Genomic DNA, 14,897 nt, shown 5'->3' with positions numbered 1-14,897 from the left:
CGCTTTGGCGCAGCATAAATGACCGTCATCCCGGCGCGCCGAGCACGGCGGAGATCCGGTCGGCGACGCTGCGGGCGAACCGGCCGGCCGCGGGCAGGCGTCCGCCGAGGCGCGATTTCGGGGCGGACACGTTGACTGCCGCGACGATGTCGCCCCGGAAGCCGTACACCGGAGCGGACACGCCGACCAACCCCGGTTCGAACTCCTCGTCCACGGTTTCGTAGCCGCGTTCCCGGATCCCCGCGAGCTTCCCGGCCAGCTGGTCGAGCGTGAGCGGCGGCGGTTCCTCGGCGGTGCCGGGCAGGTCGGGGAGCGGGTGCGTGGCGGCGCCGCCGAAGGTCCGCCACCAGTGTCCGAGGGTTTCCTCGTCCCATTCGCTCAATAACACCCGTCCGGGTGAGGTCGTGAACGGGTCGACGCCGACGCCCTCCCAGCCGAGTCCGCGAAAAGCGTGGGACGCGAGTTCGCTCCGGAGAGTGAACACCTGCCCGGCGCGCAGGACGCACAGATGCGTCGTTTCGTTGAGCCGCGCCACGATCGTGCGCAGAAAGGGTGCGGCGAGGTGCGCGAGATGCGTTTCGGTGGCGTGCGTGGCCAAGGCGAACAGCCGCCATCCCGGCCGGTACGCGCGGGTGTGCTCGTCGCGCGACACGAGGCCTGCGTCGGCGAGCGTCGCGAGGGCGCGCGAGACCTGGGCTTTGTCCCGCCCGGACAGTTCGGCGACGCGGGACACCCCGAGCCCGTCGCGCGCTTCGGGCAGTGCGAGGACTTCGAGCAGGTCGACGTCGCGGACCAGGCCCGAACCGTAGGTGCGCTGGTTCGCCATGTTGAGGACTGTGCAACAACGATTGGGCGAGCGTCAATCCGCGGTTACCGTCCGATGCGTGAAGATCGCCGACATCCAGCTGCTGCCCGGGACGCTGCCGCTCGATCCGCCGTTCGACGCCGCGTGGGATCCGGTGCCGCGCACGCGCTTCGACGCGACGGTGGTCAAGGTCGTGACCGACGAGGGCGTGGTCGGCTACGGCTCCGGCGACACGATGGCGGGCTTCGAGCCGTACGCGGAGCTGTTCCTCGGCCAGGATCCGATGGCGATCAGCCGCCACGTGCGGGCGCTCGAGACCATCGCCTTCCACGCCGGGCGCTACTGGCCGCTGGAGATCGCGCTGTGGGACGTCATCGGGAAGGTGCTCGGCGTTCCGGTCGCGACGTTGTTCGGCGGCGCGGCGGACGCGATCCCGGCGTACGCGTCGACCGGCCGGATCCTGCCTGCCGACGAGCGGGCCGAGATGATGACTGGGGTGCGCGACCGCGGGTTCCCGGCGGCGAAGATCCGGCTGGCCGCGGACGATTTCGCGGGCGGGATCCGCACCATGCGGGCGGTCCGGGACGCGGTCGGACCGGAGATGACGCTGATGGCCGACCTGAACCAGGCGTGGCGGATGCCCGGCGACGTGCGGCCTTCGCTCGACCCGGCGGCGGTCCGGCGATTCGCCGCGGCGCTGCGCGAAGTGGACGTCTTCTGGCTCGAGGAACCGCTGCCGCTGGACGACCGGCCCGGCCTGCGCGCGGTGCGGGACACCGGGGTCCGCGTCGCCGGGGGAGAAATGGTCCGGACCTTCAGCGAGCTGCTGGACCTGGTCGAATCCGACACCCTCGACGTCTACCAGCCGGACGTCGCGCTCGCCGCCGGAATGCTGCGCGCCCGCACCCTCGCCGAGCTCGTGCTGGCGCGCAACCGGCTCTTCACGCCGCACACCTGGTCCAACGGCCTCGGCCTGGCCGCGAACCTGCACGTGACCGCGGGCGTCGGCGGGGGACCGTACCTCGAATTCCCTTACGACCCGCCGGTGTGGACGCCGGAACGGCGCGACTTCCTGCTGTCCGCCCCGCTGGACATCAACGCGGACGGACTGCTGCACGTGCCGTCCGCGCCCGGGCTGGGTGTCACGATCGACGAAGACCGGTTCGGGAGGTAGGCATGCCTGAGATCTCAGCCATCGAAATCGGTCCGTATCCGGCTGCCACGTTCGCCGCTGGGGCCGTTGGACAGCTGCCGCGATTGATCCGGGCGATCGGCGCGCGGAAGATCGTGCTGGTCAGTGATCGCGGGCTCGTCGCGACTCCGTTGCCCGAGCAGGCAGCCAAGTTGGTATGTCAAGACGGGCTCGCGGTCGAGGTTTTCTCCGAGGTGCACCCGAATCCCACCACCGACGACGTCGACGCGGGCGGTGCTTTCGTGCGCGCCGCCGAGGCGGAAGCGGTGGTCTCACTGGGCGGCGGGTCTGCTTTGGACGCGGCGAAGGCGATCGCGCTGGCCGCCGTCAACGACCGTCCGGCCGCCGAACTCGCTTGGAGCACCGAAGTTTCGGCGGACCTGGCGCCCGCGTTGCCGATCGTGGCGATCCCGACCACCTCCGGCACCGGTTCGGAGTGCAACGACCTCGGCGTCATCACCGATCCCCGGCAGCAGCGCAAGTGCTACCTCGGCGGCCCGGCTTGCCTTGCCCGGTACGCACTTCTCGACCCGGCGCTCACCCTCAGCCTGCCGCCGCGTGCGACCGCGGCCGCCGGGATCGACTGCCTGACCCATGCCGTGGAGTCCTTTCTCTCCGCCCGGCCCAATCCATGGGCGGATGGTCTGGACCTGCAGGCCGTCCGCTTGGTCGCGGAGAACCTGCGCCGCGCGGTCGCAGTCGGCGGAGACCTTGCCGCGCGGGCGAACCTGATGCTCGCGGCGCATACGGCGGGCCAGGCGATGCGGACGACCGGACTCGGCGTGGTGCACGGCATCGGGCACTCGCTTGGCGGCCGGTTCGATCTGCCGCACGGCCAGGCGCTGGCCTTGGTGCTCGCCGAATGCCTGCGGTTCAACCGCGCGGTGCGGGAAGACCGGCTGGCGCGTTTGGCGGAACCGCTGGGCGTCGCCGATGCCCGGAAATCGGTCGCGCAGAACGCGGACGCGGCGATCGCGGCGGTCGAACGCTTGGTCGCCGAGGTCGAACTGGCCGGCCGGCTGCGCGAATTCGGCATCGGCGAAGGAGATCTGCCGGACCTGGTGGCCGACACCCTGGCGGACGGGGTGCTGGCGAACACCCCGCGGGAGGCCTCGGCGGCGGACGTGACCGGGATTCTGCGCGCGACCTGGTAGTCCGCCGCGGGAAACCGGTGATGTCGGACATAACTCGCGAATACCGTTGTGCGGCAACGGCGAACCGAGCAAGATCCCGGCCTGGCACCGAATGGTGCACAAGGTAACAATTTTATGTCCGCTTATTCTGCGCGCACGGCCGCGGGAGGAGAGTGGAAGCGGACCGCCGACCCGGCAGGAGGCCGCGCCATGGACACAGCCGGAACGACTGAACAGCCGTCCCCAGCGGTCGTCGCGGGCGACGACAAGCGGCTGAAGAAGCACTTCGGCCCGATCGGGCTGCTGTTCACCGCGGTGGGGTCGATCATCGGGTCCGGATGGCTCTTCGGCGCGCTCAACGCCGCGCAGCTCGCCGGGCCCGCGGCGATCGTGTCGTGGGGGATCGGCGCGGTCATGTTCGTGCTGATCGGGATGACGTACGCCGAATTGGGCACGATGTTCCCGCATTCGGGCGGCGTCGCGCGGTTCCCGCACTATTCGTTCGGTTCCTTCGCGAGTTTTTCCATGGGCTGGGTGACGTGGATCGCGGCGGCCGCGGTGTCGCCGATCGAGGTGCTCGCGGTCGTCCAGTACGCCACGAATTACCTGCCCTGGCTGGAAACGCTCGACGCCGACCGCAACGCTGTGCTCACCCCGGCGGGCACCGGGATCTCGATCCTGCTGCTGGCGTTCTTCGTGCTGGTGAATTTCTTCGGCGTGCGCTGGTTCGCCCGGATCAACAATGTGCTCGTGTGGTGGAAACTCGCGGTCATCGCGCTGGTGATCGTCGTTTTCCTCGTGACCGCGTTCCATCCCGGGCATTTCACGGACTACGGCGGATTCGCCCCGTACGGGACGCACGGAATCTTCTCCGCGGTCGCGAGCGCGGGCATCGCGTTCTCGTTTTTCGGCTTCCGGCAAGGCGTCGAACTGGCGGGGGAGACGGCGAACCCGAAACGCAACGTGCCGCTCACGCTCATCGGTTCGGTCGTGCTCACCGGAATCCTGTACGTGCTGCTGCAGATCGCGTTCATCGGCGCGGCCCCGTCCGACGCGATCGGCAAACAGGGCTGGGAACACGTCGGCTCGAACTTCACCGCGGGCAGCGACGTCCTGGCCACGTTCGGCCCGCTCGCCGCGATCTCGAGCGTGCTCGGCATCGGCTGGCTGGCCACGCTGCTGTACGCCGACGCGATCATCTCGCCCGGCGACACCGGCCTGATCTACACCGGCGTCACCGCGCGCATCTCGTATGCCATGGGGCGCAACGGAAACGCGCCGTCGGGGCTCGCGAAGGTGAACTCCGCCGGCGTGCCGTGGGTCAGCCTGATCCTGGCGTTCGTCATCGGCTGCTTCTTCTTCCTGCCCTTCCCCGGGTGGAACAAACTGGTTTCGTTCGTCACGAACAGCACTGTCCTGTCGTTCGGGTCGGCCCGCTGGTGCTGCTGGCGATGCGCAGCCAGCTGCCGAGCCGCGAGCGCCCGTTCCGCCTCGGCCGCGGCTTCACCTGGGCGGTCGCGTTCCTGGCGCTGTTCTCCACCAACCTGATCATCTACTGGACCGGGTGGGACACGAACTGGAAACTGTTCGTGGTGATCGCGTTCGGTTATCTTCTGCTCGCGCTGAACCAGGCGTTCGCGAAGAAGTCGCCGAAACTGGACTTCCGCCACGGCTGGTGGGTGCTGGTGTGGTTCGCCGGGCTCGCGGTGATCAGCTACCTCGGCACGTATCCGGAGGCTTCGAAGCATGCCGGGAACCTGGGTGTCCTGGACTTTTCGCTGGGTGCGGTGGCGTCGCTGGTGCTGACCGCGGTGGTGATGGCGTTGGCGCTGCGGAGCGCGCTGCCCGGGGAGCGGGTGACGGAGATTCTGGCTGAACGCCGGGAGGCGGACGAAAGCCCTGCGTGAGGTGCCGCCGCGCTCGTTGACTGACCATGGCCCTGGTTTCGACCGCGGCGCGGCCAAACCCCGATGCTCGCCTGTGCGTGCGGGGACTCGGGCTGCTGGCCGCATGACTGTGGCCGGTGACGAGATCGCCTGGGATGCGTTCGAGTAGCCGTACCGGGATCACCGCCTGCTCGCCCGCGCCCCAGTGCGACGCGGCCGTACTTCGCCTGACCGTCGTGTCCGGCCGGTCTTGCCAGATAGTCTTCGCGCAGATAGTCTCTGCGCATACTAACTGGGAGGGCTTATGTGGACCACTGACTACAGCGCGGAGACGTCGGCGAGCCCGGAGGCGGTGTGGGCCGCGTTGCGGGCGTTGCACAGCGGGACGTCGTTGAGCGAGCGCAGTGACCGGTTCGAGTTGCACGGGCCGTTCGAGAAGGGGACCGAGCTGTCGGTCACGCCGCAGGGGCAGGACACGTTCCGTTCGCGCATCACGGAATTGACCGAAAACGAGGTCTACGAAGACGAAACCCGCTTCGGTGACGTGGTGCTGCGGTTCCGGCACACGCTCGCCCCGCTCTCCGGCGGCGGGACGCGCGTGACGCATCGGCTGGAGATCGAAGGCTCGGCGGGGCCGGAGCTGGGACCGCAGATCAGCGAGGACTTTCCGGTCGCCATGAGCGATCTCCTCGGCTACGCGGAGCGGTCCGCGCGATGACGCGGTTCGCGGGGCCGGGGGACAGTCCGGGTTTTCTGCTGTGGCACGTGACTTTGGCGTGGCAGCGGCGGATCCGGCAGACGCTCGAACCGCTGGGCCTCACGCACGTGCAGTTCGTGCTGCTCGCGTGCTGCTGGTGGCTGGAAACGCACGGAACGCCGCCGCGGCAACAGGAACTGGCCGCGCAGGCGGGGACCGATGTGAAGATGACGTCCCAGGTGATCGCCCGGTTGGAGTCAGCCGGGCTGGTGACCCGGACGGTCGACTCCGGTGACACCCGCGCGAAACTGGTGCGGCTGACCGGAAAGGGCCGCGATCTGGCCGGTCGCGCGGTGACCGCGGTGGAGCAGGTGGACACGGAGATGTTCGGGACGGACGCCGGGCCGTTGCTGCGGACGCTGCGGTCGGTGCTCGACTCGGAGTGATCGCGGGGGCCGGGGTCGCCGCGTCCGGGAGTGGTCTGCGCTGCGGGTGGTCGTGGGGGCGGGTTTGCGCGGCCGCGGGGTGGATTGATGGTGCGGCGGAGGTCCTTGGGCGGGTCCGCGCGGACGCGGGGTGGTGCGGCGGAGGTCTTCGGGCGGACCTGCGCGGCCGCGGGCGGATTGGTGGTGCGGCGGAGGTCCTGGGCGGACCTGCGCGGAGGCGGGCTGGTGCGGCGGGGACCTTTGAGCGGACCTGCGTGGCCGCGGGGTGGATTGGCGGTGGGGCGGAGGTCTCTGGGCGGATCCGCGCGGACGCGGTGCGGCGGAGGTCTTCGGGCCGGGGTTCGTCGCCGCGGGATCCGTTGCGCTGTTGCGCCGAGGCACCGGTTTCGCCGGACGGCCCACGCGGCGGCTGGTCGGTTCGGGCGCGGCGGCGGTTGGTTCGGCGGAGTTTTGGTGGCGGGGAGCCGTTGGTGGCCCGGAGGGGCTGGCGGTGGTCGGTGAGGCCGCAGTGGGCGCTGGTTCGGTGGGCTGCTTTCGCGGCCAGTGCCCGGGTCCCGGGTGATCCGGTGGCTGACGAGATGCAGCGGCGGTCCGGGGCGCGGGTCAGTCGCGGCAACCGGTTTCGGCGGTGGTTTCAGGTCGCTCAGCCAGGTTTCGAGGCCCATGTCGGACGTCGGGTCGGCTTGGGGGCCCGAGTGGCTTTCTTCGGTGCGGACGAGGACGCCGTCGCGGGTGGGGCGGAAAGTCCAGACGTGGACGCCGTCGATGTGGTAGCCGGTGGCGTCTGCCGGGCCGGTCCAGCGGAGGCACTGGCCGCGCTGGAGTTGGCGGACGGTGGAGTTGATGACCACTGTGCTCGGCGGCACCGAGGGCACCTGGACGGTCGCTTGGAATCGTGAGTGTTTGCGCAGCGGGCCGGGATCGAGGCGGCGCACGGTCATCGGGGCGGCGGGTTTCTGCCAGGACGTCCAGGCTTCCACGTCGGTGTTTAGGTCCCAGATCCGGTGCAGCGGGGCGTGGATGAGGATTTCCGCCCGGTGACGGGCTTTCGCGGCGGGGTCGACACCGTGGCCTTGGCAGGTCAGCGCGGTCGGGCCGGGAATGGTGGCCTGGGCGGGGGCTGGGGCGAGAACGGCGGCCAGCGGGACGGCGAGCAAGGCTGTGCGGCGAAGGGGGCGCGAGGTTTTCGGGTCGATGCTGCGCATGGGGCTGCTCCGTGAAGTTAATGGGATTAACGACAGTGAAAGCCTATAGCGCAGCGTTGGTGAAGGTCAATAGGAAAGGTGAAGGGGTTTAACTGCGGCGTGGAGGGCAGTTCGGCGTCAGGTGCGGAGGAAGACGTCCTCCAGGGCGAAGGTTGGCTGGAGCTGCACGCGCATCCGGCCGATGCAGTCTTGGGCGCGGTACTCGACGGCGATGACGGGGCCGGGTTGGTGGATCGTCAGCACGGTCGCTTGTTCTCGGAAGACGTCTACGACGACGTCCGGCCCCTGGCGGTACCGGAGGCCGACGCTCCGCTCGACTGGGTCCCAGCTGAGGTGGAGTTCCCCGGTCTCGGATACGGGGATCTTGAGTTCCCGCACGTAGCTGTCGCCCGACGCGTCTTCCCATTGCGGGAGGGTGTCGAAAACGGAGAGCCATACCTCGTCGTCGGCGACTGCGAACTCCACGCGGGGCAACTTACCGCCAAAACAACACGACCCTCACGGGATCGCGCAAAGCGTCCGCCGCACCGCGGCCCGGAGCCAGCGGTGTGCTCCGTCGGCGGACTGTCGCGGATGCCAAGCCATGCCGATCTCCAACGGCGGCAACGGGACCGGGATGTCGAGAAGCCGCAGGCCGAGCGCGGTCGCGTCGGCGGTGAGCGGCGAGGGCGGTTCGCCGGGGAGCGACGCGGGGATCAGGCACACCACATCGCTCCGGGCGGCAACCGCCATCGCGGCCAGGTGGCTCGGCAGGACGATCGCGACCCGGCGGCGGAGGTTGTGTTCGGCCAGCGCCGCGTCGAGGGGGCCGGCGAACCGGCCGCGGCGGCTGACGGCGACGTGGTCGGCCGCGGCGAGCCGGGCCGGGGTCAACGGTTCCGAAGTCAGGGGGTGATCGGGGCGGACGGCGGCGACCATGCGCAAAGTGAGCAGCTTTTCGACCTGCGTCTCGGGATCGACGTGGTCGATGGAGCCGACCTCCAGGTCGAGGCGGCCGTCGCGGAGGGCTGAACCGGCTTCCAGTTCTTCGGCCCGGACGCGGAGCGAGATGCCGGGGGCTTCCTCGCGGGTGAGCCGCAGGAGGCCGACGGCGAGGGCGGCGCCGACCAGGTCCGCGGTTTGGATCGTGAAGGTGGACCGCAGCGTCGCGGGATCCACGACGGCACCGGGGCTCAGCAGCGCGTTCAGGCTTTGCACCACCGCGGCGGCTTCGTCGCGCAGGGACTGGGCGCGCGGCGTGGGGACCATGGCTTGCCCGGCCCGGACCAGCAACGGGTCTTGCAGGATGCGCCGCAACCGGGCGAGCGTGCGGCTCATCGCGGCCGGCGAGGTGTGCAGGCGCGCGGCGGCGCGGGTGACGCTCTGCTCGGTCAGCAGGGCGTCCAAAGCGACCGCGAGGTTGGCGTCGATCGCCGGATTCAGGCTGTTCACCAGGGTAATTCCATTTCAGGCAAGGATTGCGTGCCGAAGTTCCCATTGTGGCATCGCGGCGGCGCTCAGCAGGATCGAGGGCGTACCCCACGGAGGTTTTCATGATCGTCATCACTGCCCCTACCGGAAACATCGGCAGCCGCGTGCTGAGCGAACTGCTCGACGCGGGCGAGGAGTTGCGGGTGATCGTCCGCGACCCCGCGCGACTGCCGGACTCGGTGCGCGAGCGCGTCGAGGTCGTCGTCGGTTCGCACGGCGACCCCGAGGTGGTCGACCGGGCTTTCGCGGGCGCGGACGCCGTTTTCTGGATCGTGCCACCGGATTCCACCCGGGCTCCGGCAGACGGCTGGAGCGGTTTTACCGGCCCGGCGGCGAAAGCGCTTGTCGCGCACGGCGTCGGGCATGTCGTCGGAGTTTCGGCGCTTGGCCGCGGCACCGCGGTCGCCGACCGGGCGGGGCTCGTGACCGCGTCGCTCGCGATGGACGAGCTCATCGCGGGCACCGGCGTCGCGTATCGGGCGCTGGCCAACCCGTCCTTCTTCGAGAATCTGCTGGAGGAAGTCGATTCGATCCGGGAGAAGGGCGTGTACACAGACGTCCTGGACCCGGACCGCAAGGCTCCGCTCGTCGCCGTCGCGGACATCGCCGCGGTCGCCGTCCGGCTGTTGCGAGACCGGTCTTGGACCGCCTTCGCCGACGTCCCGGTTCTGGGGCCGGAAGACTTGTCTCCCAACGACTTGGCCCGCATCATGACCGAGCAGCTCGGCCGTCCGGTCCGCTACGAGCGCGAGTCGCTGGACGACCTGCGGTCCACGCTCATCGGCTACGGGCTCGACGAAACTTTCGTCCACGGCATCGCGGACATGAAGCACGCCAAGGACAACGGCCTCGACGCCGGTGCCGCGCGCACTGCCGAAACCGCGTCTCCGACCACGTTCGAACAGTGGTGCGCGGAAAACCTCAAACCCGCTTTCGACGCCTAAGGATCCCCAATGTCCCACGAAAATCCGCCGGTGACCGCGTTCCTGCTGGTCAAAACCACGCCGGAATGGCTCGCCCTGACCCCGAAGGAACGGGCGGCCGCGTTCGCCGCCCAGGTCGTCCCGGCGATCGAAACGAAAACCACCGGCGTCCGGTCCCGGTTCTACGACACCGAGTTCTACTCCGCGCGCGTCACCGACGTCTGGGTCTGGGAGGCCGACGACCACCACGCCTACCAGCTCCTGATCGACGCCCTGCGCGAAACTCCGTTCTGGGACCGCTATTTCGAGATCGTCGACCTGCTCGTCGGCACCGAGAACGGCTACGCCCGCACGTACGGCTTCGACCCGCTCGCCACCATCGCCACCTGAACACGCGAACGGGCCCCGCTTCGCAATAAGCGGGGCCCGTTCCGGCGTGGCTCAGTGCGCCGCGGCCAGTGCCGCCGTGGCGGGCGGCATCAGCTTCGGGTATTCCTTCTGGAACTTCTCGATCATCTTCGCGGACGGGATGATCCGGTTCGGGTTGTTCTGGCTCACGGCCTGCTTCTCGCCCCACGCGCCGGCGGCCTTGCGCTGGTCGGGGGTGCCGTGGCTGTGGTAGCAGTCGCCGATGGAGGCGTCGAGGTACGTGACCTCCTGCTGCGTGCGGGCGTTCCAGGCCTCTCCCTTGGCGTGCGCTCCGAAGTAGCCGCCGTAGGCGTCCGGCCCCATCTCGCCGGATTCGTTGCGCGGGTAGTTCTCGTGCGCGAAGTCGACCTGGTGGCCGTACTCGTGGCCGACGACCGCTTCCACCGACACGTCGTCGAAGCCGAGGTGGTTGACCACGTCGAGCAGGCCGTCGCCGAGCATGATGCGCTTGCCGCCGAGGCTGTCGGCCGGGGCGGAGAACGCGTTCAGGGTCAGCAGCGGGTGGCGGCCGCCCTGCAGCGCCGGGACCTCGTAGAGCACCTTGGTCGCGAGCGCGCCCGCTTCCGCGGCCCGCTTCGGGTCGAGGCCGAGCTTGAACGTCTGCGTCGTGCGGTCCTGGCTGCCGAGGTCGGTGCCCTTCCAGGCGACCAGCTGGATGTTCCAGCTCTCGATGTCCCAGAACCCGCGCAGCTTGTCGATCGTCGCGCCGGCGCGCGGCGTGTACTGCCCGTCGGTGCCGAAGACCTGCGGGGTCTTGTCGCTGGCGACGGCCTGGGTGTAGAGCTGGCCGATCGCGCTCAGCGCGCTGAGCGCCTTGTTCTCGGTCGGGGACAGCGAGGACGCGAGCTTGTTCGCGTACGTCAGCAGCGATCCCTCGGTGCAGCCCGGGATCGGGCCCTGCGCGGCGTGCGCCTGCTGGCCCGGCCGCTTGACCGGAGAGTCGAACAGCGGGTCGACGCCGCGCAGCGCGTTCGCGGGCAGCCCGTTGTAGAGGTCTTCGACGTCCTGGTACAGCTGCGCGATGTCCTGGTCGACCGACGTCGGCTCGGCCGCCTGCGGCGCCGCGGTCGCCGGGACGGCCGTGGCCATCGTCAGCGCCGCGAGGGTGCCCGCCGCGGCGAGCGTTCTGCCGAGAATCCTGGTCCGTTTTCGCATGGGCCCCTCATTCCGGTTTCAAGATCACCAAGTACGCCCAACCCTAAGACGATCTTGGACGCGGAAACCGGGACGAGGGAAAGAACCCCGGGATGGCCCACGCCTTTCGGCGGGTTTTCGCCCTGCGGACATCGGCCGAAAGTACTATCGGGCACCGGCGGCCGCGGTTCCGGCGAACCGGGTATTCGGGAAAACGGGACAAAATGGGCTTCGCTGCGCAACGGAACCAGAATGCTGTGCGAGGAAAAGCAGCGAAGGCGGGGAAACCGACGCTGTAGCGGTACAACTGACGGTCCGCTAACAACGAAGCCGGTGTCGCTCACCAGGCCGTCGTCGTGCTCAGCGAACGCGGGTCAACGGGAGGATCCGGCGTTCCAGTGCCGCACCGCGAACGGCCCGCCCAGGAGCGCGGCGAGCGCGACCACCCCGGCCACGATCATGCCCGGCCGCGAGTCGAACGCCCCGGTCGCGATCATCACGACGCTGGTGACGATCGCCAGGATCTCGAGCGCGGAACGGCGCCGACGCCCGGATCCGCGGGCCAGCTCGGCGCTGAGCCGCGGATCCGTGGCGGACAAACCGCGTTCTATTTCGTTCAATGCACGCTGTTCCCGGTCGGTCAGCATGCGTCGCCTTGCTTCCGGTGCGCGTGCCGGCGGCGGATCAGGAACCGAAGCACGAACACGCTGCCGAAAACCGCCGCGAACAGCGGGAGCGGGTTGTTCCGGACCGCTTGCGCGCCGGCGCGGACCTTCTCCGCGGCTGGTGCCGAGACGGTCTTTTCGACCTGTTCGGCGGCCCGGTCTATGGTCGCGTCGACCTTCTCGGTGGCTCGCGTCCGAACGTCCAGTTTGTGGCTCAGTGCGTCCAGCGTCTCGGCCAGTTCCTCGCGGGTGACGTCCCGGTCCGCCCGGGCCTGCTCAACTTTGCGTTCGGTCATGACCGCCCCCCTTCATCGTCTCGACGTCTTCGCGGACCCGTTCGACGGATTCCTCCGGCACCACCGGCCCGGCGCTGCGTGCTTCCTTGCCGCCGACCAGCGCGGCGACTACCGCGATCAGCAGCAACGCGCCTCCGACGATCAGCGCGGACAGCCAGCCGGGCACCACGAGCGCCAAGGCGAGCACGGCCGCGGCGATCAGCGTCGCGCCGCCGAGGAGCGCCAGCACGCCAGCGAACCCGAAGAGGCCGGCCCCCAGGCCGAGGCGTTTGCCCTTCGTCTGGAGTTCCGCCATGGCCAAGCGGAATTCGTCTTGGACCAGGTGCTTGATCTCCCCGGTCAGGTCCGCCACGAGGTCCGCGGTGGACTTCTCGTGCGCGGGCGTCCGGTTCATTTCCTCCAGCACGGCTTCCTCCCTTCCCTTTTTCGAGGCGTACCCGGCAGGCGGACGGCGAAACCGATCAGCGGGATCCCAGCTGGGCGAGGGTTTCGCGGAGCGCGTCGACGACCCAGTCGTGGCCCAGCGGCAGCGGGCTCGGCACCTGGTCGCCCGGGTCGTCGCGGCTGTGCGCCAGCACCTCGACTTCGACGCCGGACTCGCGCAACGCGGCGATCTCGGCGTCGTGCTGGACCAGCCAGGCTTCGTCGGCGACGGCGGCGTCGCCGGGGCTCACCACGCCTTCGGCAGCCGGGTCGACGAGCAGGACGGACCGCAGCGAGCCCGAATGTTCGGCCGCCAGCTGCAGCGCCTCGGCCGCGAGGGGACCGCTCGTGACGAGGTCGCTGTGCCCGGGAGCGGCAAGGGTTTCCGCGGTTTCGCGCCACGCGCCCTCGACCGGGATCCGGTACCAGAGGATCTCGTGGTCCTCGGCGAGCGGACGCCAGGTGGCGGGCAGGCCGTCGTGTTTGGCCGCGCCCGCCGGATCGAGCACGATCAGCCGGGGCGCGCCGGACCGGCCTGCCGCGACCAGCGGCGGGCCTTCCGCGCGGACCGGGTCGGACGGGAACGGTTCTGGCATGTCGGCTCCTTCCACGCGCTCCGGTTACCCGGGCGGGCGGAGGAGAAACTGCCCGGGAGGCGTAACCGCCGGGAACGCGGGTAGCCGGGGAGTGACCGGGAGGAAGGAGACGAACCCATGACCACCGCCCGCGATTTGATGACACCGAACGCCGTGTGCGTGCGCGAGTCGGACACCGTGAACGACGCCGCGCAGACGATGGCGCGCGAACAGCTGGGCGCGCTGCCGGTGTGCGGCGAGGACAACCGGCTCAAGGGAATGCTGACCGACCGCGACATCGTGGTGAAGGTGATCGCCGAGGGCAAGGACCCGCGCGCGGTGCACGCGGGCGAGCTGGCGCAAGGAGAAGCGGTGACGATCGGCGCGGACGACGACGTCACCGAAATCCTGCAGACCATGTCGCAGCACCGGGTGCGCCGGCTGCCGGTGATCGACGGCCACGACCTGATCGGCGTCGTCGCCCAGGCGGACGTCGCCCGCGCTATGCCCAATCCGGACACCGGCGTGCTGGTCGAGGCGCTGTCGCACGATTACTGATCGCCCCCGCGTTTTGCCTGTAGCGGACCGGGGTAACCGCCGCGCATCCGCAGAGCGGGGCAGGGGGGCGAAGGGCCGCGCAACCGTCGCAGGGGGACGGTTGCGCGGCCTTTCCCGCGTCGGAGCGGGCCCGCGATTGAACGGCGGCACAGCGGGTAGCCGGAAAGGAACAGAACCGACTTTCCGGGGAGGACTCCCGTGGCCGACCGCATCCGACCTCCGCAGCAGCAGGACCCGCCGGGCACCACCGCGGAAATGGACCCGCAGCCGCGCGATTCGATGACCGACTACGAGGGCCGCGGCCTGCTGTCCGGACAACGCGCGCTGATCACCGGCGGCGATTCCGGAATCGGCCGCGCGGTGGCGATCGCCTTCGCGAAAGAAGGCGCGGACATCGCGATCTCGTATCTCAACGAGCACGAGGACGCCGAGTACACCGCGGACCGGGTGCGCGCGGAGGGCCGGGAATGCTTGCTGCTGCCCGGCGACCTCGCCGAGGCGAAGCAGTGCCGGGACATCGTCGAGCGCACACTGTCCGAACTGGACGGACTGGACATCCTGGTCAACAACGCGGCGACGCAATGGCCGGTGGACCGTCCGGAGGACCTGACCGAAGAGCAGTGGATGCACACGTTCGACGTGAATCTGCACAGCTATTTCCGGGTGACTGCCGCCGCGTTGCCGCATCTGGGCGATGGCGACGTCATCATCAACACCGGTTCGGTGAACGGCTTGCGCGGCAATAAGAGCCTGATCGATTACTCGGCGACCAAGGGCGCGATTCACGCGTGGACGTACGCGATGGCGCAGGCATTGGCCGACCGGGGGATCCGGGTGAACTGTGTCGCGCCGGGTCCGGTGTGGACACCGCTGATCCCGTCGACCTTCCCGCCGGACAAGGTGGAGAAGTTCGGCTTGCAAGCGCCGATGCAGCGGGCGGCGCATCCGGACGATCTCGCGCCGTCGTATGTGTTCCTCGCGTCGAATCGGCTGTCCTCGTATTACAGCGGTGAGGTGCTGGCCGCTTTGGGCGGGGAAACCGTGCCCGGCGGCTGACCGC

Annotated in this window: 18 protein-coding genes and 1 pseudogene; 10 read left to right on the top strand and 9 right to left on the bottom strand. The window is 69.6% G+C overall.

The window, feature by feature from the left end; genetic code table 11:
• Positions 1–25 precede the first annotated feature (25 nt).
• Complete coding sequence (locus DMP23_RS46230; RefSeq protein ID WP_337825046.1) at positions 26–826, bottom strand: IclR family transcriptional regulator; 801 nt, start codon at positions 824–826, stop codon at positions 26–28.
• A 58-nt stretch (positions 827–884) separates the two neighbouring features.
• On the opposite strand from DMP23_RS46230, the gene DMP23_RS46225 reads away from it, so the two are divergent.
• From DMP23_RS46225 to DMP23_RS46200, 6 genes are all read left to right on the top strand, one after another.
• Positions 885–1,979, top strand: coding sequence for a mandelate racemase/muconate lactonizing enzyme family protein (locus tag DMP23_RS46225; RefSeq protein WP_337825045.1), 1,095 nt, complete (start codon positions 885–887; stop codon positions 1,977–1,979).
• Positions 1,980–1,981: 2 nt separating this feature from the next.
• Entirely contained in the window at positions 1,982–3,151 is a 1,170-nt protein-coding gene (locus DMP23_RS46220) for an iron-containing alcohol dehydrogenase family protein (protein WP_337825044.1), read from the top strand.
• A 189-nt stretch (positions 3,152–3,340) separates the two neighbouring features.
• Positions 3,341–4,678 carry an APC family permease gene (locus DMP23_RS46215; RefSeq protein ID WP_337825043.1) on the top strand — a complete coding sequence of 446 codons (1,338 nt, stop codon included), beginning with the start codon at positions 3,341–3,343 and terminating at the stop codon, positions 4,676–4,678.
• Complete coding sequence (locus tag DMP23_RS46210; protein ID WP_337825042.1) at positions 4,582–5,037, top strand: hypothetical protein; 456 nt, start codon at positions 4,582–4,584, stop codon at positions 5,035–5,037. Before DMP23_RS46215 ends, DMP23_RS46210 begins: the two co-directional genes overlap by 97 nt.
• A gap of 283 nt (positions 5,038–5,320) precedes the next feature.
• Positions 5,321–5,734 (top strand): SRPBCC family protein, encoded by a 414-nt coding sequence (locus DMP23_RS46205; RefSeq protein ID WP_238607015.1) that lies wholly within the window; start codon positions 5,321–5,323, stop codon positions 5,732–5,734.
• A complete protein-coding gene (locus tag DMP23_RS46200; protein WP_337825041.1) occupies positions 5,731–6,159 on the top strand; it encodes a MarR family winged helix-turn-helix transcriptional regulator in 429 nt (142 codons plus the stop codon). The genes DMP23_RS46205 and DMP23_RS46200 overlap by 4 nt, the downstream gene beginning before the upstream one ends.
• Positions 6,160–6,869: 710 nt before the next feature.
• On the opposite strand, the pseudogene DMP23_RS46195 reads toward DMP23_RS46200, so the two are convergent.
• From DMP23_RS46195 to DMP23_RS46185, 3 genes and pseudogenes are all read right to left on the bottom strand, one after another.
• Positions 6,870–7,364: pseudogene (locus DMP23_RS46195) on the bottom strand (SRPBCC family protein); the annotation flags it as partial.
• 117 nt (positions 7,365–7,481) lie between these two features.
• The gene (locus tag DMP23_RS46190) at positions 7,482–7,829 is read right to left on the bottom strand and encodes a hypothetical protein (protein ID WP_337825040.1); all 348 of its coding nucleotides are present in this window, start codon (positions 7,827–7,829) and stop codon (positions 7,482–7,484) included.
• Positions 7,830–7,862: 33 nt separating this feature from the next.
• A complete protein-coding gene (locus DMP23_RS46185) occupies positions 7,863–8,795 on the bottom strand; it encodes a LysR family transcriptional regulator (protein WP_337825039.1) in 933 nt (310 codons plus the stop codon).
• Positions 8,796–8,896: 101 nt separating this feature from the next.
• On the opposite strand from DMP23_RS46185, the gene DMP23_RS46180 reads away from it, so the two are divergent.
• A complete protein-coding gene (locus DMP23_RS46180; protein ID WP_337825038.1) occupies positions 8,897–9,778 on the top strand; it encodes an NAD(P)H-binding protein in 882 nt (293 codons plus the stop codon).
• Between the two features lie 9 nt (positions 9,779–9,787).
• Positions 9,788–10,147 (top strand): darcynin family protein, encoded by a 360-nt coding sequence (locus DMP23_RS46175; RefSeq protein WP_134734357.1) that lies wholly within the window; start codon positions 9,788–9,790, stop codon positions 10,145–10,147.
• Between the two features lie 51 nt (positions 10,148–10,198).
• On the opposite strand, the gene DMP23_RS46170 is transcribed toward DMP23_RS46175, so the two are convergent.
• The 5 genes from DMP23_RS46170 to DMP23_RS46150 all read right to left on the bottom strand — a co-directional run bounded on the left by DMP23_RS46170 (position 10,199) and on the right by DMP23_RS46150 (position 13,300).
• A complete protein-coding gene (locus tag DMP23_RS46170; protein WP_134662388.1) occupies positions 10,199–11,341 on the bottom strand; it encodes a M48 family metalloprotease in 1,143 nt (380 codons plus the stop codon).
• Between the two features lie 353 nt (positions 11,342–11,694).
• Positions 11,695–11,967 carry a DUF3040 domain-containing protein gene (locus tag DMP23_RS46165; RefSeq protein WP_275294460.1) on the bottom strand — a complete coding sequence of 91 codons (273 nt, stop codon included), beginning with the start codon at positions 11,965–11,967 and terminating at the stop codon, positions 11,695–11,697.
• Positions 11,961–12,281, bottom strand: a complete 321-nt coding sequence (locus DMP23_RS46160; RefSeq protein ID WP_337825037.1) for a DUF3618 domain-containing protein — start codon at positions 12,279–12,281, stop codon at positions 11,961–11,963. Before DMP23_RS46160 ends, DMP23_RS46165 begins: the two co-directional genes overlap by 7 nt.
• Positions 12,262–12,687 (bottom strand): phage holin family protein, encoded by a 426-nt coding sequence (locus DMP23_RS46155; protein ID WP_337825036.1) that lies wholly within the window; start codon positions 12,685–12,687, stop codon positions 12,262–12,264. The genes DMP23_RS46160 and DMP23_RS46155 overlap by 20 nt, the downstream gene beginning before the upstream one ends.
• Before the next feature lie 55 nt (positions 12,688–12,742).
• Complete coding sequence (locus DMP23_RS46150) at positions 12,743–13,300, bottom strand: hypothetical protein (RefSeq protein WP_337825035.1); 558 nt, start codon at positions 13,298–13,300, stop codon at positions 12,743–12,745.
• A gap of 117 nt (positions 13,301–13,417) precedes the next feature.
• Between DMP23_RS46150 and DMP23_RS46145 the strand changes: the two genes are divergently transcribed.
• Positions 13,418–13,837 (top strand): CBS domain-containing protein, encoded by a 420-nt coding sequence (locus DMP23_RS46145; protein ID WP_037813288.1) that lies wholly within the window; start codon positions 13,418–13,420, stop codon positions 13,835–13,837.
• A 198-nt stretch (positions 13,838–14,035) separates the two neighbouring features.
• The gene (locus DMP23_RS46140) at positions 14,036–14,893 is read left to right on the top strand and encodes an SDR family oxidoreductase (RefSeq protein ID WP_238607006.1); all 858 of its coding nucleotides are present in this window, start codon (positions 14,036–14,038) and stop codon (positions 14,891–14,893) included.
• Positions 14,894–14,897: the final 4 nt, after the last annotated feature.

The organism is Amycolatopsis sp. A1MSW2902 (assembly GCF_017312175.1).
Lineage (GTDB): Bacteria > Actinomycetota > Actinomycetes > Mycobacteriales > Pseudonocardiaceae > Amycolatopsis > Amycolatopsis nivea.
The sequence above is the reverse complement of the archived record's forward strand: the minus strand, read 5'-3'. Positions and strand labels throughout refer to the sequence as shown.